The 23,971-nt window shown below is 41.8% G+C and carries 25 protein-coding genes; 6 read left to right on the top strand and 19 right to left on the bottom strand.

Annotation, left to right across the window (positions count from 1 at the left end; genetic code table 11):
* The first annotated feature begins 95 nt into the window (after positions 1 to 95).
* A complete protein-coding gene (locus HWQ36_RS07440; RefSeq protein ID WP_292700003.1) occupies positions 96 to 947 on the top strand; it encodes a universal stress protein in 852 nt (283 codons plus the stop codon).
* 350 nt (positions 948 to 1,297) lie between these two features.
* On the opposite strand, the gene psbM is transcribed toward HWQ36_RS07440, so the two are convergent.
* The 5 genes from psbM to HWQ36_RS07415 all read right to left on the bottom strand — a co-directional run bounded on the left by psbM (position 1,298) and on the right by HWQ36_RS07415 (position 3,972).
* Positions 1,298 to 1,414 (bottom strand): photosystem II reaction center protein PsbM, encoded by a 117-nt coding sequence (gene psbM, locus HWQ36_RS07435; RefSeq protein WP_012407089.1) that lies wholly within the window; start codon positions 1,412 to 1,414, stop codon positions 1,298 to 1,300.
* A 117-nt stretch (positions 1,415 to 1,531) separates the two neighbouring features.
* Positions 1,532 to 1,828, bottom strand: a complete 297-nt coding sequence (locus tag HWQ36_RS07430) for a 2Fe-2S iron-sulfur cluster-binding protein (RefSeq protein WP_292700000.1) — start codon at positions 1,826 to 1,828, stop codon at positions 1,532 to 1,534.
* Positions 1,829 to 2,014: 186 nt separating this feature from the next.
* Positions 2,015 to 2,152, bottom strand: a complete 138-nt coding sequence (locus tag HWQ36_RS07425) for a photosystem II reaction center protein K (RefSeq protein ID WP_006195022.1) — start codon at positions 2,150 to 2,152, stop codon at positions 2,015 to 2,017.
* A gap of 100 nt (positions 2,153 to 2,252) precedes the next feature.
* Positions 2,253 to 3,389 (bottom strand): tRNA guanosine(34) transglycosylase Tgt, encoded by a 1,137-nt coding sequence (gene tgt / locus HWQ36_RS07420; RefSeq protein WP_292699865.1) that lies wholly within the window; start codon positions 3,387 to 3,389, stop codon positions 2,253 to 2,255.
* A 130-nt stretch (positions 3,390 to 3,519) separates the two neighbouring features.
* A complete protein-coding gene (locus HWQ36_RS07415; protein ID WP_012407086.1) occupies positions 3,520 to 3,972 on the bottom strand; it encodes a hypothetical protein in 453 nt (150 codons plus the stop codon).
* A gap of 378 nt (positions 3,973 to 4,350) precedes the next feature.
* On the opposite strand from HWQ36_RS07415, the gene cobS reads away from it, so the two are divergent.
* The gene (cobS, locus tag HWQ36_RS07410) at positions 4,351 to 5,124 is read left to right on the top strand and encodes an adenosylcobinamide-GDP ribazoletransferase (protein WP_292699858.1); all 774 of its coding nucleotides are present in this window, start codon (positions 4,351 to 4,353) and stop codon (positions 5,122 to 5,124) included.
* Positions 5,125 to 5,295: 171 nt separating this feature from the next.
* Here cobS and HWQ36_RS07405 read toward each other — a convergent pair whose 3' ends face one another.
* The 10 genes from HWQ36_RS07405 to HWQ36_RS07360 form a co-directional block, all read right to left on the bottom strand.
* Positions 5,296 to 5,751, bottom strand: coding sequence for a PPC domain-containing protein (locus HWQ36_RS07405; RefSeq protein WP_292699856.1), 456 nt, complete (start codon positions 5,749 to 5,751; stop codon positions 5,296 to 5,298).
* A gap of 87 nt (positions 5,752 to 5,838) precedes the next feature.
* Entirely contained in the window at positions 5,839 to 6,516 is a 678-nt protein-coding gene (locus HWQ36_RS07400) for a ComF family protein (protein ID WP_292699853.1), read from the bottom strand.
* A 96-nt stretch (positions 6,517 to 6,612) separates the two neighbouring features.
* Entirely contained in the window at positions 6,613 to 7,104 is a 492-nt protein-coding gene (locus tag HWQ36_RS07395) for a GNAT family N-acetyltransferase (protein ID WP_193949681.1), read from the bottom strand.
* A gap of 275 nt (positions 7,105 to 7,379) precedes the next feature.
* Positions 7,380 to 7,784, bottom strand: coding sequence for a VOC family protein (locus tag HWQ36_RS07390; RefSeq protein ID WP_292699850.1), 405 nt, complete (start codon positions 7,782 to 7,784; stop codon positions 7,380 to 7,382).
* 18 nt (positions 7,785 to 7,802) lie between these two features.
* A complete protein-coding gene (gene miaE / locus HWQ36_RS07385) occupies positions 7,803 to 8,441 on the bottom strand; it encodes a tRNA isopentenyl-2-thiomethyl-A-37 hydroxylase MiaE (protein WP_292699848.1) in 639 nt (212 codons plus the stop codon).
* Positions 8,442 to 8,527: 86 nt separating this feature from the next.
* Positions 8,528 to 10,423: a CheR family methyltransferase gene (locus HWQ36_RS07380; protein WP_292699845.1), complete on the bottom strand. Its 1,896-nt coding sequence runs from the start codon at positions 10,421 to 10,423 to the stop codon at positions 8,528 to 8,530.
* A gap of 501 nt (positions 10,424 to 10,924) precedes the next feature.
* Complete coding sequence (locus HWQ36_RS07375) at positions 10,925 to 11,551, bottom strand: chemotaxis protein CheB (RefSeq protein ID WP_292699842.1); 627 nt, start codon at positions 11,549 to 11,551, stop codon at positions 10,925 to 10,927.
* Positions 11,552 to 11,660: 109 nt separating this feature from the next.
* A complete protein-coding gene (locus tag HWQ36_RS07370; RefSeq protein WP_292699839.1) occupies positions 11,661 to 12,566 on the bottom strand; it encodes a polyphosphate kinase 2 family protein in 906 nt (301 codons plus the stop codon).
* A 400-nt stretch (positions 12,567 to 12,966) separates the two neighbouring features.
* Positions 12,967 to 13,443, bottom strand: coding sequence for a hypothetical protein (locus HWQ36_RS07365; RefSeq protein ID WP_292699836.1), 477 nt, complete (start codon positions 13,441 to 13,443; stop codon positions 12,967 to 12,969).
* An 85-nt stretch (positions 13,444 to 13,528) separates the two neighbouring features.
* Entirely contained in the window at positions 13,529 to 14,803 is a 1,275-nt protein-coding gene (locus tag HWQ36_RS07360; RefSeq protein WP_292699833.1) for a proton extrusion protein PcxA, read from the bottom strand.
* Between the two features lie 211 nt (positions 14,804 to 15,014).
* Between HWQ36_RS07360 and HWQ36_RS07355 the strand changes: the two genes are divergently transcribed.
* The 3 genes from HWQ36_RS07355 to HWQ36_RS07345 all read left to right on the top strand — a co-directional run bounded on the left by HWQ36_RS07355 (position 15,015) and on the right by HWQ36_RS07345 (position 18,356).
* On the top strand, positions 15,015 to 15,587 hold the full coding sequence (locus HWQ36_RS07355; RefSeq protein WP_366828563.1) for a COP23 domain-containing protein: 573 nt from the start codon (positions 15,015 to 15,017) through the stop codon (positions 15,585 to 15,587).
* A 190-nt stretch (positions 15,588 to 15,777) separates the two neighbouring features.
* Positions 15,778 to 16,590: a serine protease gene (locus tag HWQ36_RS07350; protein ID WP_292699830.1), complete on the top strand. Its 813-nt coding sequence runs from the start codon at positions 15,778 to 15,780 to the stop codon at positions 16,588 to 16,590.
* A gap of 242 nt (positions 16,591 to 16,832) precedes the next feature.
* Complete coding sequence (locus HWQ36_RS07345) at positions 16,833 to 18,356, top strand: tetratricopeptide repeat protein (protein WP_292699827.1); 1,524 nt, start codon at positions 16,833 to 16,835, stop codon at positions 18,354 to 18,356.
* 106 nt (positions 18,357 to 18,462) lie between these two features.
* On the opposite strand, the gene radC is transcribed toward HWQ36_RS07345, so the two are convergent.
* Complete coding sequence (radC, locus tag HWQ36_RS07340; RefSeq protein ID WP_163937806.1) at positions 18,463 to 19,194, bottom strand: DNA repair protein RadC; 732 nt, start codon at positions 19,192 to 19,194, stop codon at positions 18,463 to 18,465.
* A 168-nt stretch (positions 19,195 to 19,362) separates the two neighbouring features.
* Here radC and HWQ36_RS07335 point away from each other — a divergent pair, with 168 nt between their 5' ends.
* Positions 19,363 to 19,935, top strand: coding sequence for a hypothetical protein (locus HWQ36_RS07335; RefSeq protein WP_292699821.1), 573 nt, complete (start codon positions 19,363 to 19,365; stop codon positions 19,933 to 19,935).
* Between the two features lie 88 nt (positions 19,936 to 20,023).
* Here the strand turns inward: HWQ36_RS07335 and HWQ36_RS07330 are convergent, their stop codons facing one another.
* From HWQ36_RS07330 to HWQ36_RS07320, 3 genes are all read right to left on the bottom strand, one after another.
* Positions 20,024 to 20,962, bottom strand: coding sequence for a phosphoribulokinase (locus tag HWQ36_RS07330; protein WP_292700226.1), 939 nt, complete (start codon positions 20,960 to 20,962; stop codon positions 20,024 to 20,026).
* Between the two features lie 506 nt (positions 20,963 to 21,468).
* On the bottom strand, positions 21,469 to 23,460 hold the full coding sequence (locus tag HWQ36_RS07325; RefSeq protein ID WP_292699818.1) for an alpha-amylase family glycosyl hydrolase: 1,992 nt from the start codon (positions 23,458 to 23,460) through the stop codon (positions 21,469 to 21,471).
* A 30-nt stretch (positions 23,461 to 23,490) separates the two neighbouring features.
* Entirely contained in the window at positions 23,491 to 23,652 is a 162-nt protein-coding gene (locus HWQ36_RS07320) for a hypothetical protein (RefSeq protein ID WP_292699815.1), read from the bottom strand.
* Positions 23,653 to 23,971 lie beyond the last annotated feature (319 nt).

Below are 23,971 nucleotides of genomic sequence, written 5' to 3'. Positions count from 1 at the left end.
ATACTAACTAGGTTATCAAGCGAGGCGGTGAAAATCCGACCTAAGCCAAATAATAACAGCGAAAACAAAAGTAAACTTAAAAACAATTACGCAAGATGATAAACAAAATTTTGTTGACTGTATCGGGATTGGGACACGCAGAAGAAATGCTCAAAACCCTGAGAGAAATCCCTTCAATTGAATCTGCGAAAGTTACAATTTTGCATGTTGTTCAGGCACAAAATACTGCTTCTACCATGACAACTAAATGGGAAAATGGCGGTAAAATTCTGGCTAATGCCATTCAAACTTTGAACTTAGATCCTAGTCAGGTTTCTTCAATTTTGCGCGAAGGCGACCCCAAAGATGTAGTTTGCCAAGTAGCTGATGAAATCGACGCTGACTTGATTGTTATGGGTTCACGCGGACTGAAGCGACTGCAATCTATTTTATCGAACTCAGTCAGTCAGTATGTTTTCCAGCTATCTTCTCGCCCCATGTTGCTGGTAAAAGATGACATTTATGTTAAAAGAATTAAGCGCGTTATGGTGGCAATAGACAACTCTGATTCTGCAAAAAACTGCTTGAAATTGGCACTGTTTTTACTGCGAGATATTCAGGGAGGCCAGTTAATTTTGGCAAATATTAGTACAGATTTAGGCGGTAAAAAATCGGAAATAACCGAGGTTAACTCAGATAAAAATCCAGTTTTAGCAGCCGCAGTTGCAGAAGCTCAAAAACAGGGTATCCAATCTCGTTCTTATATCAGCAGTGGCAAACCTGGTGAAGAAATTTGTCGATTGGCAGAGGAGTTGAATATAGATTTATTATTGCTCGGTTCCCCAGATCGTCGTCCATCCATCGCTAAGAGTTTTGTTGATATAGACCGACTCATCGGATCTTCCTTGTCTGACTATGTTCGAGTCAATGCCACTTGTCCGGTATTGTTGGCGCGGACGATCGCTTAAATCAAGAGTGCTGAGTATAAAAATTGTTGTAATAAAATAGTAGAGAAGCAAGATTTTTTGTCTAAGTAGGAAGGCTAAATTAAAGCTCACCTAGATTGCCGGGTTTCGACTCCGCTCAACCCTCGTCTTCTCAGGGAGAGAGCATTGAGCGAAGTCGAAATGCGTCTTACAAATAATTGTAACTTCCTACTTACTACTCAGCACTTATACTATTTTTGTTTGAAGATGCGCCTATAAAACTGTAGGGGCAATTCATGAATTGCCTCTACAGAAATGCTATCAGTTAGCGGTTGATAAATAAAAACCCCCACAGTACTAGTGCAGGGGTTATTTATTTTATACACAAATTCTTAACTATCTTTTCCACCTTGGCGGCTAGCAGTTTGGATGTACAGAATTAGTAAAAACACAGTGGGAACTAATACGAACAAAATGCTCGCTACGAACCCCAGGTCATTAACTTGCATGGCAAGAAAGCCTCTCTTAGTTTTCCAGTCAACAACATTAGGATAGCATTATCAACGACAGAGTTAGCCCAAATTTTTTACTTTCTCAAATGCTAACCACGGATGATCCCAAAAAACTTAAGGCTTCGTAACTACACTGACTGAGCCATTCACTAAAGTTTGACAGGCAAGACGGTAATTTTCTGGCTTTTTCTTGAATTTACGATTTTCTACATCTGTGCGGCGAGAAAGATTTTCTAGTCCTTCGACTATCTCAACAATGCAAGTGCCACATTGACCATTACCACCGCAATTGGTCATCTTGCCAATAAATTTATATATATCAATGTCATTTTGCATGGCTTTGAGTCGAAGATTGGCTCCATCTGCCGCCACTACTTCTTTATTCTCTTTAACGAATTTGATATTACCCATAACTGATTCCTCCCTGACTCTAAGCTTGGCTTTCAAGGCTTCATATTGACATGGCTTGATTCATATCTTACTTATTATATTAAAACATTACAAAATATTAACGAATGTTAATTTTATAAAATGTAGTGCCACAAAAAAATAGAACAGGTAATATACCTGTTCTACTTAATTGAAAAATAGATTAACTTACCTAAATCCGACGGCTGCTTGCCAAACGAAAGCAAGCAACAAGAAGAATACAGGGATGACTGGGAGAACGTCTACCAAAGGATCGAAGATTTGGTAAGCTTCAGGCAGTTTTGCTAATAAAAGTGCTGCTTCCATGTTTGTTTAAATCCAACTATCCAACACTAGCTTTCATAATTGAAAAGTATCTTAACATGGTTTGGTCATTTGTCATTTGTCATTGGACATTGAGTATTAGTTATTCTCCCTCATCTCCCTCATCTCGCGTTTCTTCGTTGAGCCAGTGGCCAAATTCTGTGGTGAAGCGATCGCTCAAGATTGCTTCTCTAATCTTTTGGGTAAAGCGAATTAGCTCGGTAATGTTGTGAATGCTCAACAAGGTATAAGCTAAAATTTCCTGCGATCGCACTAAATGAGAAACGTAAGCACGGCTAAAATTTTGACAAGTGTAGCAGGTACAAGTTTCATCTAATGGCGTAAAATCTTCACGAAACTTAGCATTTTTTAAATTCCAGCGTCCGCCCTGAACTATCGCCGTTCCATGTCTCGCCCAGCGAGTGGGAATCACGCAATCAAATAAATCTATCCCAGATGCGATCGCGATCGCCATTTCCCGATAAGTACCCACACCCATCAAATAACGTGGCTTTTCGGGCGGTAGAAGCGGTGCTGTCACTTTGACAATCTGAGCCATCAATTCTGGCGGTTCTCCCACACTCACGCCACCAATGGCATATCCAGGTAAATCTAACTTAGCCAAAGCTTCAGCCGCACGGCAACGCAAATCCAAATACACGCCCCCTTGCACAATCCCAAACAAAGCCTGCTCACTGTGTTGATGAGCCGTTATGCAGCGTTCTAACCAGCGATAAGTTCGTTCAGTAGCAGTTTCAACCTCTTGATGAGTCGCTGGGTAGGGCGGACACTCATCAAAGGCCATAATCACATCTGCCCCCAAAGTATTTTGAATCTCAATGGAGCGTTCTGGTGTCAAATTAATAATTCGTCCATCATGTGGTGAGCGGAAAGTTACACCTTCTTCAGTAATTTTTCGCATCTCACTTAAGCTGAAGACCTGAAACCCACCGGAATCTGTGAGCATTGGACCGTTCCAACCCATAAATTTGTGTAATCCTCCACCCCCAGCCACGATCGCTTCCCCTGGTTGTAGGTGAAGATGATAAGTATTAGATAAGATCATTTGCGCCCCAGTATCTCGTAGCTGGGCTGGGGTGATAGTTTTGACATTGGCCAGCGTTCCCACTGGCATAAATCTTGGGGTTTCTACAACCCCGTGAGGAGTGAAAAACACTCCGGCTCTAGCTTTTGTCTGACTACAGCGAGCAAGACATTCAAAGGAAAAATTCGCACTCATGCCATTTTAGATTTTTGAAGATGCGCCTATTAAGACTTATGCAAAACTATACGACGTAGGGGCAATTCATGAATTGCCCCTACATCAATAAAGCGCAGCCTTACATCAAATTGGGATAGTAGTCGCTATTTTAGAAAGAATCAGAACAGTCATCGTCAATTTCTGCATCCCATCTGGCTGAGAGGACTTGCTCCATCATCGCTTCTATGGCGCTGACATTGAAGGTTCGCTCTCGTCGCTCCTGGATGGGGGTTGAGCGGGGAATCAACCGCAGACACACTCCTTCTTGCATCAAATCGAAGTAAGTTTCTTGTTGCGATGACTGTTTGAGTTCCAAGTAATCGAAACTACAAACATTCAAATATAGCGCATGGTTAGCCACTAAGGTAGACCTTTGTGGATTAGCAAAAACTTCCATCACATCCCCTTCACCCTCGCTCAGTACCTTATCTTCTTGGGTGTAGATGTAGTGGACTCGACCTAAATCTGCCAGCAATCGCCGGATGTCGAGCTTATTCACAATGATGCCCGTGTTAATAATGCACGGAGCCGGTATCCTGGTGTCGGGTAGATGGTGACTCATAGGAAAATAGCGATTGAGCTAAGGAGAGCAACAACAGAGCTAAACTGTCAGAATTGAATAGCTTGTTTACTCCCTACATTTAAAAAAATATCAATTTTGTGGGGCAATCGTCTAACAATTTGGAGTAAGTTTTTAGTTAACGAATACAAAACACAATTTTTGATTCCTGATGGAATTTTAATTTCCTGAATCATTTGTTTTTTGTATCAAAAATTACTTAAAACTTTTTATTCAATACTTAGACCAGCATAACAAAATTTTAAGTGATAATCTCTAACAGAAGTAAATCTTATCTAAAGCTTTAAAGTGTACTGATGTTCGATTGTAGTCAAATTATGATGATTATCCAGCAATTAACCAAATATTAATGTAACTACGATGACGAAACAGCAACAGTGGTGGAAAAAGCTGCTGTTAAAGCTGGCAGCTAGTATTATATTTTACACTAGTATTCCATTACCGTATTTTGACGGATTAGACTTTCAGGGAGTGGCACGTCTTGCTTCGCTTGTAGGGGTGATAATTGGGGGAATTTTAGGGTTACTGGATATAGGAATGGATTATCTTGGGATGCCAGTGTTAACTCGTAGTGCTTTGGTAATCAGTATTTGGATTGGTATAACTGGAGGACTGCACTTAGATGGGGCAATGGATACTGCCGATGGTTTAGCAGTGGGCGACCCAGATCGGCGGCTGGAGGTGATGGCAGATAGTGCTACAGGTGCATTTGGAGCAATGACTGCGATCGCCTTAGTGCTACTTAAAATAACAGCCTTAACAGATATGTCAGAAAACCGTTGTTTGTTACTGATGGCTGCTTGTGGCTGGGGACGTTGGGGACAACAGGTAGCGATCGCGCGGTATCCTTATTTGAAACCAACCGGCAAAGGTGCATTTCACAAACAAGCCATTCGTTCTTACAAAGATTTGTTACCAGGATTGTTTTTGCTCTTAGGTTTGAGTGGTTTACTTGTGCTGATAGATAAACAGCAATTATTTCTGGCACTGGCAATGATAATTGCAGGAAGTGCGATCGCCACTCTAACTGGTGCATGGTTCAACCACAAATTAGGCGGACACACCGGAGATACCTACGGCGCAGTCGTCGAGTGGACTGAAGCCTTATTTCTCTGCGTATTGACCGTTTTTTAAGATGTGGGAAATAGGGAGATGAGGGGGATGTGGTTCGACTTCGCTCACCAACCGGGGGATGAGGGAGACAAGGAAGCAGGGGAGCAGGGGAGCAAGGGAGAAGAGTTTTCCCCCTGCCCCCCGCCCCTCTGCCTCTTTTCCATGCCCAATGCCCAATTCCCAATTCCCAATTCATTTAATCGGTTGCAGCTTTGTCACCTTGAGTTTAAAAACCCCAACCCCAGTTTCCCCAAAAGACCGGACACGAATCACATAATTCCCTGTCTCTACGATGCGGGTAAATAGTAGCGAATTGCTACTACCATCAGGGCCATCATCATTTTCTGCCAGAGTCGATCCATCAGGTGCCAGCAATGTGATGATGCTGTCAAAATTTTCAGATGATAGGTCAACTGCTAAATTATCGCCCTTTTGTAACTTCACAGTATAATCACGAGCAAACCCACCTTGACCTGTGGGAATGTCTTTATCTGAGAGGCTATCGTTAACTTCAGTACTGTTAGATAAAGGTATTGGACTATACAACTTATTTTGGGCAAAAGCGGCGCTTGTACTTACGCCTATTGCCAGCAATGTGGCAGGAATAATCATGAGTTGTTTTAAACCCGCCGCAAAAACTTTATTCATACATTTCAAGCAATTTTTTCCACAAAAATAGAGTAATTCGGTCAATTTATGCGCTTATATGTTCAATCTAGCCCATTAATTCTGGATTTATCCGTCTTTGACGGCAGTGGCTACTGCTACTAATCCTAAGACCACTATTCCATACTGACGAAGTGTTTGCACAGCAGACCTGGCAGTAGCACCAGTAGTATAAATGTCGTCCACTAACAGTACAGGAACATTTGGGGGGCGATCGCAAAATTCTTGCCCAACAGCAAAAGCTTGAGCTAAGTTTTTTTCTCGTTTAGATACCGATAAACCAAATTGCGCTTCAGTTTCTCGCACTCTGGCTAGACCGTTTAGTTTCAATTTTAATCCAGTTATTTCGCAGAAGCTTTGTGCTATTAGTGCAGCTTGATTATATTTACGTTGCTTTTGCTTGCTAGGGTGGAGTGGAATGGGAACCACCACAGGCTGGCTATCTCGCTTCGGTGAATTTAATAACCATGCTTCTCCTAACCATTGACCCAAAGGACGAGCTATTTGGGGTTGATTTTCGTATTTCATCGCTGCGATCGCTCGTTTCACTGGGCCACCATACTCCCCCCAGCCAAATACTGGTATTGGCTCTTTCCATAGAGAAATCGGGTCTTTACGTTGACATTTTTGCAGTTGTCTGGTGCAATTCTGACAAAATTCTTGAGAAGTTGCGCGTTGACATAAGGGGCAATGGGATTGGAGAAAAAGATTAAGTAAGCCTGTGAGATTTTTAATCCAAGTGTGCATTTAGAATTTTCCTTTGTCATTTGTCCTTTGTCCTTTGTCATTTGTTCTTAGCTAATGACCAATACTTCGACTACGCTCAGTACAAGTGACCAATGACTAATGACCAATGACCAATGACTTAAAATACACGCGATCGCAGCGTGTTGTTTCTACTCCCGTTGCTGGAGTATAGCCATTGCTTTCATACAGCTTGACTGCTTCCACCAAAACACTGGCGGTTTCAATCCAAATTTGCCCAAAACCACGCTCTGCGATCGCTGCTTCTAGCTGTTGTAACAAATATTTCCCTAATCCCAAACCCCTGATGCTGGGCAAAAGATACATTTTGCGGATTTCTACAGCTTTTTCACCCCGATGTATGGGGTAGTATGCCCCAGTTCCTACTAACTGGCTTTGGTGTTCAATTACCCAAAACTCTCCCCCAGTAGCTAAATAACATTCCTCGACTCGCAGCACATCTCGGTCAGCGCCGTTGGGTTCCCAACCCAGACCGTATTCTGATAATACATAACTGATGACTTCTGCGGCTCTTGTGCGATCGCTTGCGACCCAATCACGAATTATAAAATCTTGATAATAGTTTTTCATTACCATCTGCTGGTCAAGTTTACACAGAAAATTTTCTGGTTCTATATCCCAATTTACCCAGCAAATAGCAATTCTTGCAGAGTTCATTTCAAACGATAATCTCAAGGTGTCAATAAAGGGATAAGAGAAAGGGAAGATAATTCCCCTCCCCTTGCCTCTTTAGCAAGGATAATTCAGCGATATAGTAGCGATCGCTGACACTAATTTTACGACTAAGCTTGGTTTTATAGCCAAATTGGTAGTTCAGATATTGGATAGTTTTTGACAGCCAAATTTTAACTGACAATTCCTAGATTGCTGTAAATTTCGATGAGATTGCCATCAGGATCGCGAAAATGAGCGGTGCGGATTCCCCAGTCTGAGCGATCTTGTGGTTCAGTCACAACGATCGCATTCTGATTTTTTACTCTCTCATAAACTTCATCCACGTTATCGACTGCAAAAATCAAGACTGTTTTATCTCGATTGGCAACATAAGAAGGCTGTTCTATTCTTGGAACTACTTCAGCCATTAATTCTTTTTTAAACAAACCGAGCTTGAGATATCCGGTATTCAACTCAGCATATCCGCTATCTTCATCGCCCCAATCGACATCAAATTTCAGCAGATCCCGGTAGAACAGAAAAGAATCTTTGTAGTTGGAGACAAGCAGTCTCAGGTGTGTTAGCTGAAGCTTCATATCTGTTGGGTTAGTCTACTAACTGTGAATTCTAGGTTCTGAGTGCAAAGTCGCCAGCAACTCGCTTTCGACAATTGCTAATTCATCAAGCCGTTGCATGACAATTTCTCTGTCGAAATAAGTAGCAGCTAAAACCCAATATATACCGTAGTGACGCGCTTCAGATGCCATTAGCCCCCGATAAAATTTTGCTAACTCTGGCTCTGGACAGTGAGCAGCTAATAGTCCGAGGCGTTCGTGAGAACGAGCTTCAATTAAACCAGTGACTAGTAAGGAATCTAGAAATCGTTCAGGTTCTTTCGGGCGAACTTTAGCTTTTAAACCTGCGCCGTAAGGAGGTGGCGGTAAGGGGGCTAAGGGAATATTCCGACGTTCTAACCATTGGTTAACTAGCTCAAAGTGTTCTAGTTCCTCGCGGGCGATCGCAGTTAGTTCCCGCACCATTTTAGTATTGGAAGGGTAGCGAAACATCATATTCAAAGCCACACCTGCTGCTTTGCGTTCACAGTGGGAGTGGTCGAGTAAGATGATGTCTAAGTTAGCGATCGCTTGTTCAACCCAAGCAGAACTAGTGGGCTGTTTCAGGGCGTTGATAGTTGGTAACTGAGTAAGCACAGGGTCAATCAATTTTGGATTTTGGATTTTGGATTTTTTCATAGTTTAAACTAATAGTCCACCAAAGAAACTTTGCGGGGTTTCTCCTCAGAAAATCAAGTTTTTTCTCCCCCTGCCCCCTACCTTTTTCATTCCTGCTGCCGCCGTTCCTCCATTTCTTGATTAGAAATCATACTATGGACTCTCTCTACATCTGCCATCATCAAAACTGCTCCTTGTATTTCTATGCCAAGCAACGGAGTGATTGCCAAGTAACATTTTATTTGCCTGCCTCGACGATTGGTAGCATCAAGGATCATTTCTTGAAATTGTTTTTTACCAGATAGGGAGTCGCGAATGGGCGATCGCAACTGCTCAACAGGTAGCCCAATATCTAGGCTGAAGATAGACTTTCCTAGAACTTCATTAGTTCGCAGTCCCCATAAATCCTCTACCATGTAATTCCAAATTAAGATGTTAAAACTGCCGTCAATTACCACTATTCCAGTTTGGAGACTTCTGAGAATAGAGATTAGGAAAATGTTTGTACGATTAAGTTCTGTGGTGCGTTCACTTAGTTCGTTATTAATTGTCTGTAATTCTTCATTAGTAGATTGGAGTTCTTCATTCATCGTCTCCAATTCTTCATTAGTAGATTGGAGTTCTTCGTTGGTAGTTTCTAATTCTTCATTGGTAGATTGAAGTTCTTCGTTAGTGGTTTCTAATTCTTCATTGGTAGATTGGAGTTCTTCGTTAGTGGTTTCTAATTCCTGTTGGGAGCGTTGCAAGGCATCTTGGAGTTTAATGTAACGGGTGACATCATGAAAGGCGATGCTAACACCTAAAAAGCTGGTGTCTGTTTCTGGCAAAGGCGTAATTCGCACATCCAAATATTGGGTTTCTGTGTTAGACAAATAGCGCTCTACATTTGTTAGGGTAATTGGGCGGCGTTCAGTATAAGCACGTTCAATTAGCGATCGCAATTCAACCGGTCGATAGGAAAGTTCTAGATCCTGGAAAGGACGAGCTAAATCTTTAGGGGAAAGGGTAAACAAAGTCCGCGCCTGCTCGTTCACCAGTACCAAAGCGCCATTGATATCAATGACTACTTGGGCGATTGGTGATGTGTCGAAACCCATGTCTCGCAGCCGCAAATGTCGAGACACACGGCTGCTAGATTCGTCATCTACTGAATTTGCCATAACTAGAAGGCGATCGCGTATATTCACCGACGATACTTTAGTAAATATCCGGTTTTTTAAGTCTATTGGGGTAAACAGACTAGAATGCATCAATAGCATCTCTGCTTTCCCTAAAAACAGATAGCCATTATCATTTAAGGCAAAATGAAATCGGGCTAGAATTCGTGCTTGAGTCTCAGAATTAAAATACATTAATGTATTGCGACTAACCAGCAAATCTAAGCGCGAAATGGGCGCATCTTGAAGCAGATCGTGACGACCAAAAATCACTGAGCGTCGCAAGTCTTGACGGAAGACATAGCGATTACCGACAATCTCAAAGTATTTCTGCCGCAGTTCATCTGATACTGCCTGGACATCTTTGGCTGAATACATGGCTTGACGAGCTTGATTGAGAGCATCTTCATCTACATCTGTGGCGTAGATTTTCACCCGTTGGCGAAATTCCTCTGGTCCCAATATTTCAGACATCAACATTGCTAAAGTGTAAGCTTCTTCCCCAGAAGCACAGCCAGCACTCCAAATGCGTATTTGGTCAGAAGTTTTTTTATTTTTAATTAGATTAGGCAGTATTTGCTCTGCTAGGTATTCCCAAGCTGATGAATCTCGAAAAAAAGCGGTGACGTTAATTAAGATAGTGTTGAAAAGATAATTGAATTCTTCTGGATCAACTTCTAGGTAGTCTAAATACTCTTCAAAGTTTTCTATAGTTAATAACTGCATCCGCTTGCGAACTCGACGCATCAAAGTTGATCGCTTATAGCCTGTAAAATCAAATCCCCGGCTTTGTCTGAGATAAATCAGTATATTTTCAAATTTGGGATCTCTTTCTGCGGAAGTCATAAGCTATGGCGTAGGGGATAGGGCAATACTTTGGCGCATAGTCATCAGAGATCCCCCTTAGTCCCTACACAAGTTTGTATAAAACCAAAACGGGGGATCGACTCAAAACCTACGCAGTATTGGGAGATAGGGGGGATAAGAGTAAAACTTTTATACTTGTCTACGACTATCAAAGACTTATTAAAGGAGTTCTCAGCCAATACGGTTCAGTTAGCCATAAAAACCTTAACCTGCGTAGGTTGGGTTGAGGAACGAAACCCAACATCAAGCGTTAATTGTTGGGTTTCACTTCGTTCAACCCAACCTACTAGCGCGGTAAGCTTAATTTGTTGGGTTGAGTAATCATAAAATAGTTTTGTTTGCGACTTCCAATGTTTTAAGGTTGACGTGCTATTACGATTATCCTTAACCCAAGCGTATTGGGTTTTAAGCTTTATTAATGAGTATCAAAGACTCATTTGTTATTCCAAAATCTATTTCCTCTGCCCCTTAATTCTTATCTTAGTTACATTCTCCCATGACTAAAGTCACCAGAGCGCTGGAGATTTCATCTAGGGGGAGAATAAAATCTACGTTGCCAGTTTGAATCGCAGCTGAAGGCATGCCGGCAAATTCGGCGGTTTTTACGTCTTGGACAATGACAGTACCACCCATTTTTTTGATTGCTTCTACTCCCATCGCGCCGTCGCTACCTGTTCCAGTTAGCACAATGGCGATCGCTCTTTCTTTGTAAGTGGCTGCAACCGATTCAAATAATAAGTCAGCCGAAGGACGTAAAAAATGTACTAATTTCGATTGTGATAAGGAAAGCGTGCCGTCATTGTTAACCAACAAGTGACGATTGGGTGGAGCAATGTAAGCTGTTCCTGATGTAAGGCAATCTCCCTCCTCTGCCTGCTTGACGGTAATATCCGTGCGCCGACTGAGAATTTCTGCCATGAATGACGGATGTTCAGGAGAGATGTGTTGCACAATGGCGATCGCGGCTGGAAATTCTGCTCTTAGAGTCGATAGCACTTTAATTAGAGCAGTCAGACCACCTGCTGACGCTGCGATCGCTACAATATCAAAGGCAGCATTAGCAAAGCGAGGTGGAGCGTTATTGGCATCTTCTGCCATCTGAATCATGATTTTTTGGCTGTCAGTACCAACCAAACTTATTAGTTACAGAGAACATTAATCAATTTACAATTGCTCATCTTCATTTATATAAATTGTACAGTATATTTAAACTAATTTACTTTTTTTTTCCTTTATCTGTTATAATCATCTGTTCATCTTCTTGATCTAAAATGCGTTTTGCCTCCAAAAGTTGCTGCCTATGTTCATCACTAACCGTCGGGTATTGTAGATTTAGCTCTTCTAATTTTGTGCAGATGATATTGGCGACTACCAGACGTGTAAACCATTTGCGATCGGCAGGAATAATATACCAAGGGGCCGATTTTGTACTAGTGTTGTTGAAAACCTCTTCATAAGCATTCATATAATCATCCCAAAAAGCTCTTTCTTTGACATCGCTATCTGAAAACTTCCAATTTTTTTCAGGAGATTCAATCCGTTCTAAAAAACGTTTTTTCTGCTCCAATTTAGAAACATTGAGAAAGAACTTCAAAATTATCACACCATTGTCTACTAAATATTTTTCAAAATTATTAATTTCTTCAAAGCGTTGCTTCCATATCTTATTTCCATTAGGAAAATGAGGAAGTTGTTGCTTTTTTAACATTTCTGGATGGACACGAACCACTAGCGCTTCTTCATAATATGAGCGGTTGAATATCCCAATTCGACCTCTTTCTGGCAAAGCCTTCATTGTTCGCCACAGGTAGTCATGGTCTAATTCTTCCGTACTGGGCCCCTTAAAACTAAACACTTGAAATCCTTGCGGATTCACCCCAGAGGTCACGTGTTTAATTGTGCTATCTTTACCAGCTGCATCCATTGCCTGAAAAATAATCAGCAAGGCATAGGTGTTTTGAGCATAGAGAATATTTTGGTAATTGGCTAATCGCTCAATATCTGTCTGCAATCTGTTTGCAGCATCAGCTTTTTGATCAAAATCAGTTTTATAAGCTGGATCGTAGTTTTTTTTCAGAGAAATCTTTGAACCTGGTGGAACAATGAAAGCATCGTAATTCATATATAAAATTTCTTTCTTAGCGGCTGTTTATACCGAAGCATATTATAAAGTGCTAATTTCTGAAAGTTATAATTTCTTAATTAAATAAATAAAATTTTGATTCCAAATTCATAACTTTTAACCAATTTTGAGGAGTTAAGTATCCCTATCCATCATCGGCAAGTTTTGTGGCTATTTTAAATACCCCTCATAATTTAACTAGTTCCGTGGGTTTAAGTCCCCCGGTTCAATAAAAAAGCAAGTTTTGTGTTGGGGTTAAATCCCCATTACAAAACTTAATTACGTAAAGCCTGCGGCATAGCTTCTCTTCTCCTATCGGAGACGCTGCGCGAACGAGACGCTACGCGAACGCTTAACGCGGAGCGTGCCGGAGGCTCTATTACGAATTACGAATTACGAATTATTTCCGTCGCTTTGGCATAGGACGCATCGCTTCTCGGCCCAACATAAACATCCCCGCAACACCCAAACTAACAAACCAAATATATTGATACCAGTATTGCCGAATCTGCTCACTAGTGCTGAGTTCTGGATGCAACGTGTTCAAGTACAGTAGTAGCACTAATATCATCAGCGCCCCAAAACCAACAAAGCTTAAGCCAACACGAATTCTTACAGGTCGCAGTTCAAAATCACTAATAGTGTCTAGGTCAATTTCTGCCAATTCCTTAAAGGAGTCATCTGCCAAAGATGAGGTTGCTTGGAATTTATTGCTCAGTTTTGGTGGCAAAATCGGCGACAGTGTTGCTACAGTTGGGCGGCGTAGTAAAGCCTCGGTATCTCGCAGCAATTGCAATGGCTTACGACTAGTAGTTTGTTGAGCAAACTCTATATTGTCTGTGGAAGTTGGGGCATTGGCTTTACTTTCAAAATCCATAGTACGCTTCAGAAGAACCAGGATATACATAGCCTAACGAATCATCAGAAAAATGCGTCAAAATAATATAATTATGAATTATAAATTACTCGTCCATCTCTTTTAATGTAGCTAATGCCGATGGAGATAAGCGACTCAGATAACGGAATATCCAGTACTTAAAGATAGTGTTTAAAATTACAGGGAATGTCGCAATAAATAAAAATATTGCATTTCTACTAGCTTGTAAACCTAAATGTTCAGCGAATCCTTCCAGAAGAACCTCCCAGCCATCTGGTGAGTGAAATCCTACGAATATATCTGTAAAGAGAATAATTATAAAAGCCTTAGCACTATCGCTCAATCCATAAACTATATTATCTATAAAAGACTTCACAATCACAATTTCTCTTTTGCTAAAAACGATAATCATACTAAAAGAAATTAATGATATCAAGTCAGCAAAAACATTACTAACAGCACTCTTAGTTTTTATATTAAATTCCTCAGCTATCTCAATTGCTTTGTCCTTTACTTTTTCTTTAATTACCTCTGGAGAAAGTGCTGGTGCATGATTTAATAAAGATTCAAATCTCAAATTGTGTTGAAAATTAGATAATTCATGGAGAGCTTCTTTTTCCATGTCAGAATTGATGAAAATTTGAGATGTATTTTCTCCTCTAGTCTTTTCTAATATGGAAGTTACTAAGAATTCTTTAGATAAAATCTGAGTCAAAAGAGGAACAATCATTAAAGTGAGCAAAAATTTTACACCAATTCTTGTTCTATTTTGAGAAATTCGGTAATTTCTGACAAATTCTTCTTCTCCCTGTGGGGAAAAATCTCCTTTAATTCTATTAATAGTTCTGCCAATAGACCCAGGTAAAACTCTGGTGTTTTGATTTGGAGGCAGACGTTTAATATTATATGATCCTGGTTGTTTATTGATTTTGGTCTGATTAATTTTTGGTGGTTCATAATTTGACAATAACTCACTGTTGCTAATCAGTTCATCTTTGATAGCATATTTCTCTACAACTTCATCAATCACCTTCAGCTTTTCTAATAAAACAGAATTAGAGATATTGATAATTCCCCGACTAAGTTGAAATTCTGCCAGCCTGAACTTGATAATAGTTAAATTTTTATCAAGGTAGACTTGCCAATAAGACATCGCGGTTTTAGTATATTTTCCTGATTCTGAAGATATTTTTTTACCTTCAAAATGTTCTATTTCGATGTTTTTAATTCTCTGAGCGGCTTGTTGAGCTTCTAAAAGTGCCCTTTCTGGCGTATCGAAAAACCAATTATTCAGCGATCGCAAATACTTTTGTAAATTTTGGCGAAGCAATTCTGCTGTTTTGGTAAATGAATCTTTCATTATATGTATAAATATTTATACCGTATGTATTATAGTTATATAAACATGAAAAATAGGTAATACTTAGTTTAAAATATTATTAACTATTAAAGTAGAGTATCAATAGACTTAGCATTCAACTTCACGGGAAACAAGCGCTTAGGGTTTGTTGCCAATTAAGTCTTAATATTTCAGTAACATATTTGCTGTTTTGTTAGTAAGCCACGCATTAATGATGAGACTAAAGTTATTTGGTCAAAGATCGATAGGGATTGTAACAGCTTCGCTGACTGCATTTACCACAATTGTAAGCATCAATCACCCTAGCTACGCTGGAGGGACAACCTTCTACTGCGAAAAGAGTAATGGTGTACCCGTAACATTTGCTCGTACCCAGGATGGGAGAAAAGTACCAATGATTAAATGGATTTCTCAGAACTACTTTTCGCAAGAGTGGACTGTTGAACGTCGTTGTCAAGAAGTATCTCGCAGATTTCAAAGGAGCTATGATAATGGTACGCTAAAGTACATCAAGACTGGGACGCTGAGAGGAGAACCAGTTGTATGTGCTGCGACTAAGGAAAATGCTCCTTGTACAGATAGCACTTTGTTATTCACTCTCAAGCGTGGTAGTAATGCCAAAGTTACTGTGCGAAGGTTATTAAATCGCCGTGGGTTGGTAGCTGGAAGTGTATTGAATGAAAGTGGTGGGGACACGCTTAATATCGATTTTGATGTGTATTTAAATAACGCTACAGATGAGCTAAATAGTGAGTCCAATCAAGATTCAGGTAATACTCCTTGATAAGAGGCTGGGGGCAGGGGAGCAGGGGGACAAGGGGGAATTATTGAACAAGTCTCTTCCTTGTCTCCCTTGTCTCTTCTTCATGCCCAATTCCCAATGCCCAATGCCCTCCTGCTTCCCTGCTTTTTTAAGGGATGTCTACGACGGGCTATTTGGTGTCGCTAATATTTCATATTATCTGTAAACTCAGATGGATTGGCATAAATTCACACTGGTTATTTATATTGGCAGTTTATCTCTTACATTGTCAGCATCAACACCAGTTAACAGTGTTTCTGCCCCATACAAAAGTTTTGATTGCAACATTTCCCAATCGGGGCAAATCTTGCACCATGCACAATCTATCACGGTCAAAGTTTTATCAGCAGATTTTCTCGGCTCAGGAATTATGCTGCGGAAAAAAGCTGCTGTTTATACAGTGTTAACTAATGCTCATGTGTTACAAGCAGGCGATCGCCCCTATCGCATTCAAACATCGGATGGTAGCATTTATGCAGCTAATTTACCTCAAAATTCCAGCTTTGGGGAAAATGATTTAGCTTTATTACAATTTCAAAGTACCACCACCATCTATGGTGTAGCATCCCTTGCATCTTCCCCAAAAGAGGGAGATGAGGTATTTGTAGCGGGTTTTCCTGCTACTGAAGAGGGTTTTCAGAACCAAGGTTTGGCGTTTACTGCTGGTAAGATTTCGTTAGTACTACTCAAACCTTTAGAGGGAGGCTATCAGCTTGGATATACTAACGATCTCAAAAAGGGGATGAGTGGAGGACCACTGTTGAATTGTCAGGGTGAGGTTGTGGGCGTGAATGGAATGCAGGCTTATCCTCTGTGGGATGCTCCTTCTGTTTTTCAGGATGGCTCCAAGGCAGATGAACAATTACATCAGATGATTATTCGCTTGAGTTGGGCTGTACCAATAGAAAAGCTTGTGCAAATGACACCAAAATCTACAAAAACGAAAGATTCTCCCGTTTTAAATAAGATGTTGTTTGAAAAGTAGTTAGCTGTGATTTTAGGCACTTGTTGATCCCCCCTAACCCACGCCAGTCGCTCCACTACAGCGCTTCGCGCATCCTGCGGCGGGGGAGACCCCAAGACCGCGCTGGCTCCCCTTAAAAAGGGGGGAACTAGAATTAAAGTCCCCCTTTTTAAGGGGGTAGGGGGATCTAGAACGTTTTGTTACCGAGAAGAGGACTTTTCAAACAACCTATAAGGCTGATAAGAGGTGATGAGGGAGAAAGGATGAAATTTTATTATGCGATCGTACCAGCAATCATGGGAGTGGCAATTACCCTTGGACCACCGCAATTTGCCGTGGCCCTATCCTCAAATGAGGTGGGTAAAATTGCCAAAGCAATCACGGTACTAATTGACAATCAAAATGGTTCCGGTACTGGAGTAATTATTCAGCGAGAAGGCAACACTTATATTGTCCTTACTGCCAAGCACGTAATCGAAAATCAAGCCAAATATGAAATTGTCACCCCAGATGGTCAACGTTATCCACTCGACTACAAGACTGTGAAAAAGCTGCCTGAAGTAGATTTAGCAATTGTACAGTTTACCAGCCAACAAACTTACACTGTTGCTAAAATCGGCAACTCAAATGCAGCTACAGAAGGAACTACAGCTTATGTGGCTGGTTTCCCACAAGCCACAGCAGCAATTTCCAGCACAATTTATAATTTCGTCACTGGGCGGATTACTGCTAATGCTTCTAAACCTCTGCGTGATGGCTATACCTTGGTCTACAGTAATCTTACTTTACCGGGGATGAGTGGTGGCCCGGTGCTGAACGATCGAGGTGAATTGGTAGGAATTCATGGTAGAGGAGATGAAGCAGATATAGAAACTTCAAAAATTAATTCCACAATTGCTTATGTGAAATCAGGTTTTAATTTAGGCATTCCGGTTAATACCTTTTTGAGATTGTCAACTCAAGTTGGGGTAGATTTAGGCGTTAGTCTTCCCAGCATAGCAACAGAAACAGCACCGAAAGCGGACGACTTCTATATTCAAGGTGGCGATAAATACGATAAAGGAGATTTTAAAAGTGCGATCGCTGATTATACTAAAGCAATTAGTCTTAATCCCCAATATCTTAAAGCCTACAATAATCGTGGTCTTGCCCGCTATAACTTAGGAGACTTCCAAGGGGCAATTGATGACTATAACCGAGCTATCAAGATTAATCCTAAAGATGCCGACTCCTATAATAACCGGGGTTTAGCTCGTTATAGCTTAGGAGACAAGAAAGGTGCGATCGCAGATTATAACCAAGCTATAAAGATTGATTCCAACTATGTCTTTGCCTACAATAATCGGGGGATTTCTCGCAATAATCTAGAGGACAGCAAAGGGGCGATCGCAGATTTTAACCAAGCGTTAAAAATTAATCCCAACTATGCGGAAGCCTACGGGGGCCGGGGAATTTCTCGTTATCAGTTGGGAGATAAAAAGGGAGCGATCGCAGATTATACCCAAGCTTTGCGAATTAATCCCAACCTGGCCCCACCCTATGCCGGAAGAGGAATTGCCCGTTTTGAGTTGGGAGACAAAAAGGGAGCAATTACTGATTTTAATCAGGCTTTGCGGATTAATCCTAACTTTGCTCCAGCTTATACGGGGAGGGGAGTTGCCCGTTATACATTGGGAGATAAACAGGGTGCGATCGCGGATTTACAAAAAGCTGCTAATCTCAATTTGGAACAAGGGAAAACAGATGATTATCAACAACTGTTGGAGTTAATTAAGAAGCTTCAATAGTAAAAAGTAGGAAGGGGATCTGGGGGTTGCAATTCTCACAAGTCTTGAATTACGAATTACGAACTTGTACTGAGCGTAGCCGAAGTATTACGAATTACGAATTATTTTAATCCCCTTGCGGATGTTCATCCCACAAGGTTGTTATTTCTCGTAAACTCTGATGATTGCCATTACCCAAAATCAGGTGATCTAGTACCGGAATACCCAAAAGCTGCGCCCCTGCTAACAACTGGCGCGTCAATTCTATATCTTCATGGCTAGGTTCAAGGTTCCCAGAAGGGTGATTGTGGGCAACTATTGCCCGCGTTGCACCTTGGCGAATAACTTCCCGAAAAATATCACGGGGAGAGGCTAGGGTTTCGGTTGCTGTGCCAATGGTAATTACTTGCGTACCCAGCAAGCGATTTTTAACATCTAATAGCACCACTGCAAAACGTTCTTGTGTCTGCCACATCAAATCTTGACTGAGGGTAGCAGCAGCAGCAAGTGGGCTATCAATTAATGTTCCGTCATTCGGTCGAGATTGAAAGGCACGTTTACCTAATTCAATTGCTGCTAAAATACTTGTCGCTTTTGCCGGGCCAACACCAGAAATTAGCATCAACTCTGCGGGGCTAACTTCTCGCAAAACTGCCAAAGGATCGCGTTGGTGTTTGCCTAATTCGCTCAAAATAAATTGTCCCAAACCCACAGCAGATAATTTCCCTGGGCCTTGACCAGTGCCTAGAAGAATTGCGATTAATTCTGCTGTGGCTAAAATTTTGGCACCATGCGTCATTAATCGTTCACGCGGACGCTCATTTGTCGGTAGGTCGGCAATTCTGAGGCAATAGGTCATAAACTAAGAAAATCGTCACCACACATCGAACTATCCTTAGTTATCCCTCCTTTGCGGTCAAAATCACCTTTATTTGAGAAAATCTTTAACCTTGTAAGTTTATGTGGGTAATCTCATTGGCAACTTTCACAGGGAATACTAAAAATAATATAATTTAGGGCGATCGCTATGTTTGACGATTTATTCAACAATCTGAAAGGTTTTATTGACTCTAAAATTCAAGAAGTCGGTAACGATCTGCAAAAGCGCTTCGGCGTTCCCGAACCCGCAGAGCCATTTGTGCTGATTCGTCGATTCACATCTGCCGATTCTACGGTGACAAAGGGAGGTATTGCAATTGTTGGAGAAAGTTGGCAAATTGAAGCTTATGACGATAATAATCAGTTGTTGTTGACTAGTACAGATCCTTTGCGAAATGTCATCTTATTTGAAGTTGCAGAACCCAATGTCCAAGAGTGTGTTTTTGCTTGTCAATTTAATGCGAAAGCGCTAGACACAGAAAAACCAATTAATGTGAGTTTAGGTTTATGTAGACCAGGAAAATGGGGCGGAAGAACCACAACATCATGGGCTACAGGAGTTTCACCAACCCTAGATTTTAAGCGTTACGAAGCGCGTGCCCATTTTAAAAAAGAAGTAGATGCTGCCAAAGTTCAAATTAGTGTGCAATTTGAGAGTAGTGGCATTCTTCAAATTAGAGATATTGAATTGTTACAAGCACCTGTCAAGTCACAATCCTGAGCATCTGAGTTTGAAGAGCATAAGTATAGTGCGTTGGCGTAGCTGACCACAGGCATCGCAAACCCATTAAACCCTTCATCTTCGCTGATTATTGATAAATTTGTGTTGCTTTGAGCATGTGGTAGGTAATAATTAGCTGGGTGAGAGCTAGGGGGTAACTTTGCAATGTCTCCCCAGTTGTACCAGCAATTTTACCCAGTTCTGGATTACTTTCGCGATCGCAAATATTTCGCAGATGCGGCATATCAGAACAAATAATATGCTCTAGCTTATTCACCTGTTCTAAGGTGGCATGACCATCAACTTCTAAGACATCTACCGGTTTACTCATATCCCTATCTAGCCCCAAACGGATGGCTGAGTCAGAATTACCGTAGCTAGAATTGGTAATTGCGGTAAAATCTGGATGGGGAATTGTCGGACGCAGTACCAGTCGGACATTTAGGTGTCCATTGGTTTCATCATCTTCATCGGTGGGTGGATAAAAACTAATGACTATATCAGACCATTGCCGTTGCGGACGGATAAACTGGGCTGAGTCTGGTTCGCGCTTTTCTAGTTCCGCTAGCACCTGTTCAGGTGTGTAGCCTCGTTTTTGGGTATCTCGCTTGACTTTCCACTTAGCACGTAATTCTTCAGGAGGCGCAAGGTAGACTTTCACATCGTAAGAATCACGGGCAGCACGAGTAGAATAACCGAGTAATCCTTCGATAATCACGAATTTACTGGGCTTGATATAATGCGGTGCCTCGAATGTGCCTGTTTTGTGGCTATAAACTGGTTTAAGAATTGGTTGTCCTGTGCGTAGCAGCGACAGATGTTGCTGCATAATATCCAGATGGTTGCAATCTGGGTGGAGGGCAGTGATGCCAATTTCTGCACGTTGTTGGCGATCGTAACGGTGGTAATCATCTGTACAGATGATTGTGACATTTTCTGGGCCGAGTGCCTGAGCGATTCCCCGCGTTAGTGTTGTTTTCCCAGCAGCGCTGTCGCCGACAATACCAAGAATTATTGGACGGCTCATCATACCTCCCAGAATAAAAGTAAGTTTATTAATACAATTTCCCTACAATAGTTTTAATTCTAGAAGGGTTTAGCCAAGTAACTCAAGCAAAGACTTGGTATGCAATATCTCTACATATAAAATATCTGTGCGCTGGTTTATCGAAACAGAATTCAGTAAAGGTATTCTAACCTCCAAATAAAAAAACATCCCAAATTTTCTTGTGGGATGGGTGTCCCCACTATTGGTGTCAAATTAAGCTCAAACGCTTATCCCGCAAGCATTTTACCCCCCTTAATCCCCCCTTGTTAAGGGGGAGATCAGAAATCTGGTTCCCTCCCCTTTATAAGGGGAGGGTTAGGGTGGGGTAACGCGGTGAGTGATGGTCAGTGAGTAAACTCAATATCACGTCTTGACAAGGGTTTCGCGTTAACTTGACACCAATGGCTTTTCGGCCCACCCCACAAGATTGGGTAATTTATTTCTTGTCAGTCCCTAACATCATGTTTCATTGAGCGGTATCAAGATTAAACTAGAGCGTACACTTTCGCTTCCCAAGGGAAGATGCCTTCTCTGCCTACCCATTCTGATGGAACTATCCGCTCTTGAGTAATTTCCTTCCACTGCTTGCCAACTGGGGTTGCAGGCCAATTCGGGACTCTGTACTCAGAAGCAGGAGGAGTGCCGTAGTCAGAGAAATTTGCCACTACAACTACTAATTGATCGGCTTTATTACCACGTTGCCAGACTAGAACTCGCTTACCATCATTAAAGTCAACATGAATAAATTTAGTATCATTCACAGCTAAAGCATCAGAAGTTTTACGCAAGCGAACCAACCTTGCAACGTATTGGAAAATGCGTTGCCGCCAATCATCTTTTACACGGCTGTAGTTAACTGGGTCAATTTGTTTATGATCGTCTGTTGGAGGCAAATCTTGCTGATCGGCAAATTCATCTCCGGCAAGAATCATGGGAATTCCTACAGAGGTAAGCAGCGAGACAAATGCTAACTTAATGCGCGGTTCAGTATCAGCAATTCCATTACTAAGCAGGTAGCTGAAGAAACGCTCGTTGCCATAACCGCCAACATCATGGGAAGTTATATAGTTTACCGCCTGAGAACCATCTGTAAAGCCTAAGTTTCGGCAATCAATTAGTTTACGGATACTCCACTCAAAGCTGGGTTCATCCCAGGCATTCTTACCTAAAATCACTTGTCGGATGATTTGCTTGAACTTTTCATTCCAAAGTCCATCCAGACGATTTTGTTGAATGAGAGATAGAGGTACACTCAACTCTTCGCCAACTACGAGGAAGCGATCGCCGCTTCCACCTCTTTTGTCCCAAAGGGTGCGGGCAAAATCCTTAAATTCTTGCAAAAAGTCATAGTTGGCAATATTGTTCACGCTATCCAACCGCAGACCATCAACCCGATAGTATTCCAACCAGTGGGCAATATGGGCTTTTAAGTATTCACGGGCTGGCACAAACCAGGACTTTTGTCCAGTAGTGGGATTATAGCCCTCTACCCAATAGTTGTACTTAAATAAATCCCCACCAAAGCCATCTCTTGATCCTTGTTCTGGATCGCCACTGGCCCATTTGATGTAAAATTCCAAAAAATTAACGTTATGGTAAGGATTATTCCGTGAGAATGCCATCACCACATCCACAAAAAAGCGCAACCCTTGCTGATGGCAGGCTTTGATCAAATTAGCTAAATCAGTTGAAGCAGTGGGTGCTGACTGGCTATCTGGACGGCCTAAGTCAAAATCTGCGGCAAAATAATTTGCGGTACCATAGCCCCAATTGAGATTATCATCACTGTCTTCTGGTGGCAGAAGTTCTAAGGCGTTGATTCCCAGTTCCCCAAGATGAGCGCGGTTATTCAAGGCGGTGATCATGGGAAAAGTAGGAGCGATCGCTTCTGGTATCAATAGTGCCAGTACATCACGAAATGTACCGTTTCCTTCTTCAATTAATCCACTTGAGTTAATCTTTGTCCAGCGAGTTGGTAATTCGTAAATCACCAGTTGATTATTAGTTGGCAGCGTCTCTAAAGGAGCATCGCCTTGCCAATTTACAGTTTGCCCTTGCGGATCGCAGGGAATCAATGTCCCATTTTGATAAAGCACGACGCTTGCCGGATCGGAGCTAGTAACGCCTCCTGACTCTGACGGCGTTGGTGCAGGAAAGCGTCGATCTATAGTTGTCGCTGTTGGATCTGTACAGTAAAGAATTTGGTTAGCATTGGCAGATGCGTAGGGGTCTGAGTTGCGGACTTTAAACCAGTAATAGTAGACCTGTCCTTCAGTCAGACCAGATTCTTTAGCCGAAACTTCCCACAATTCTGGAAATTCTGCTGATTGACGAAGCGGAATTTCTCTCAATTGAGCTAATCTGTCTGGGTTTTCGGGAGTAGTGTTGCCAATGTAGAGAGTAGGAGCTAGTTTTGAAGCACCGACACGCCACAAGACAAAATGAGTTTTTTTGCGGCTTAATAGATCGATAGGCATTAGAAAAACCTCTAGGTCATCAAAGTTCAGCTATGAAGTTCTTACACAACAGCCGAGTGTTATTCCAGATGATAAGTCGGTCGGCGCAATTAAAGCTAACTGGCAAAGGCTGTCATTGGTCACTTGTACTGAGCGACTTGTGCCGAGCGACTTGTGCCGAGCGAAGTCGAGGTAAGCCGAAGTATTGGTCATTGGTGTCAAATTAAGAGCAAACGCTTATCCCACAAGCGTTTTACCCCACCCCGCCAAAGCTACGCTTTGTCTCCCCTCCCCGCGTGCCTACGGTGTACACACAAGTCCAAGTAAACTAATAACAGAAGGAGTTGTGGGGAGTAAGAGGTGGTGGAAAAGGGAGCATCCCAAATGTGCAAAAACCTTGATAGCCCTCATCCCCTAACCCCTTCTCCCATGTTTGGGAGAAGGGGAACTAGAGTTATGTCTCCCCTCTCCCATCTTTGGGAGAGGGGCTGGGGGTGAGGGAAAAGATTTAAGCTTGCATTGGGATGCTCCC

This window comes from Nostoc sp. NMS2 (assembly GCF_017115105.1).
In the GTDB taxonomy this organism is placed as follows: domain Bacteria; phylum Cyanobacteriota; class Cyanobacteriia; order Cyanobacteriales; family Nostocaceae; genus Nostoc.
Note: the sequence above shows the minus strand (reverse complement) of the source record. Positions and strands in the feature narration are given on the sequence as shown.

Bases quoted from the DNA above. Each gene is read 5' to 3' on its own strand.
- HWQ36_RS07440 (WP_292700003.1), top strand. From the start codon at position 96: ATGATAAACAAAATTTTGTTGACTGTATCGGGATTGGGACACGCAGAA.
- psbM (WP_012407089.1), bottom strand. From the start codon at position 1,414: ATGCAAGTTAATGACCTGGGGTTCGTAGCGAGCATTTTGTTCGTATTA.
- HWQ36_RS07430 (WP_292700000.1), bottom strand. From the start codon at position 1,828: ATGGGTAATATCAAATTCGTTAAAGAGAATAAAGAAGTAGTGGCGGCA.
- HWQ36_RS07425 (WP_006195022.1), bottom strand. From the start codon at position 2,152: ATGGAAGCAGCACTTTTATTAGCAAAACTGCCTGAAGCTTACCAAATC.
- tgt (WP_292699865.1), bottom strand. From the start codon at position 3,389: ATGAGTGCGAATTTTTCCTTTGAATGTCTTGCTCGCTGTAGTCAGACA.
- HWQ36_RS07415 (WP_012407086.1), bottom strand. From the start codon at position 3,972: ATGAGTCACCATCTACCCGACACCAGGATACCGGCTCCGTGCATTATT.
- cobS (WP_292699858.1), top strand. From the start codon at position 4,351: ATGACGAAACAGCAACAGTGGTGGAAAAAGCTGCTGTTAAAGCTGGCA.
- HWQ36_RS07405 (WP_292699856.1), bottom strand. From the start codon at position 5,751: ATGAATAAAGTTTTTGCGGCGGGTTTAAAACAACTCATGATTATTCCT.
- HWQ36_RS07400 (WP_292699853.1), bottom strand. From the start codon at position 6,516: ATGCACACTTGGATTAAAAATCTCACAGGCTTACTTAATCTTTTTCTC.
- HWQ36_RS07395 (WP_193949681.1), bottom strand. From the start codon at position 7,104: ATGAAAAACTATTATCAAGATTTTATAATTCGTGATTGGGTCGCAAGC.
- HWQ36_RS07390 (WP_292699850.1), bottom strand. From the start codon at position 7,784: ATGAAGCTTCAGCTAACACACCTGAGACTGCTTGTCTCCAACTACAAA.
- miaE (WP_292699848.1), bottom strand. From the start codon at position 8,441: ATGAAAAAATCCAAAATCCAAAATCCAAAATTGATTGACCCTGTGCTT.
- HWQ36_RS07380 (WP_292699845.1), bottom strand. From the start codon at position 10,423: ATGACTTCCGCAGAAAGAGATCCCAAATTTGAAAATATACTGATTTAT.
- HWQ36_RS07375 (WP_292699842.1), bottom strand. From the start codon at position 11,551: ATGATTCAGATGGCAGAAGATGCCAATAACGCTCCACCTCGCTTTGCT.
- HWQ36_RS07370 (WP_292699839.1), bottom strand. From the start codon at position 12,566: ATGAATTACGATGCTTTCATTGTTCCACCAGGTTCAAAGATTTCTCTG.
- HWQ36_RS07365 (WP_292699836.1), bottom strand. From the start codon at position 13,443: ATGGATTTTGAAAGTAAAGCCAATGCCCCAACTTCCACAGACAATATA.
- HWQ36_RS07360 (WP_292699833.1), bottom strand. From the start codon at position 14,803: ATGAAAGATTCATTTACCAAAACAGCAGAATTGCTTCGCCAAAATTTA.
- HWQ36_RS07355 (WP_366828563.1), top strand. From the start codon at position 15,015: ATGATGAGACTAAAGTTATTTGGTCAAAGATCGATAGGGATTGTAACA.
- HWQ36_RS07350 (WP_292699830.1), top strand. From the start codon at position 15,778: ATGGATTGGCATAAATTCACACTGGTTATTTATATTGGCAGTTTATCT.
- HWQ36_RS07345 (WP_292699827.1), top strand. From the start codon at position 16,833: ATGAAATTTTATTATGCGATCGTACCAGCAATCATGGGAGTGGCAATT.
- radC (WP_163937806.1), bottom strand. From the start codon at position 19,194: ATGACCTATTGCCTCAGAATTGCCGACCTACCGACAAATGAGCGTCCG.
- HWQ36_RS07335 (WP_292699821.1), top strand. From the start codon at position 19,363: ATGTTTGACGATTTATTCAACAATCTGAAAGGTTTTATTGACTCTAAA.
- HWQ36_RS07330 (WP_292700226.1), bottom strand. From the start codon at position 20,962: ATGAGCCGTCCAATAATTCTTGGTATTGTCGGCGACAGCGCTGCTGGG.
- HWQ36_RS07325 (WP_292699818.1), bottom strand. From the start codon at position 23,460: ATGCCTATCGATCTATTAAGCCGCAAAAAAACTCATTTTGTCTTGTGG.
- HWQ36_RS07320 (WP_292699815.1), bottom strand. From the start codon at position 23,652: ATGACCAATACTTCGGCTTACCTCGACTTCGCTCGGCACAAGTCGCTC.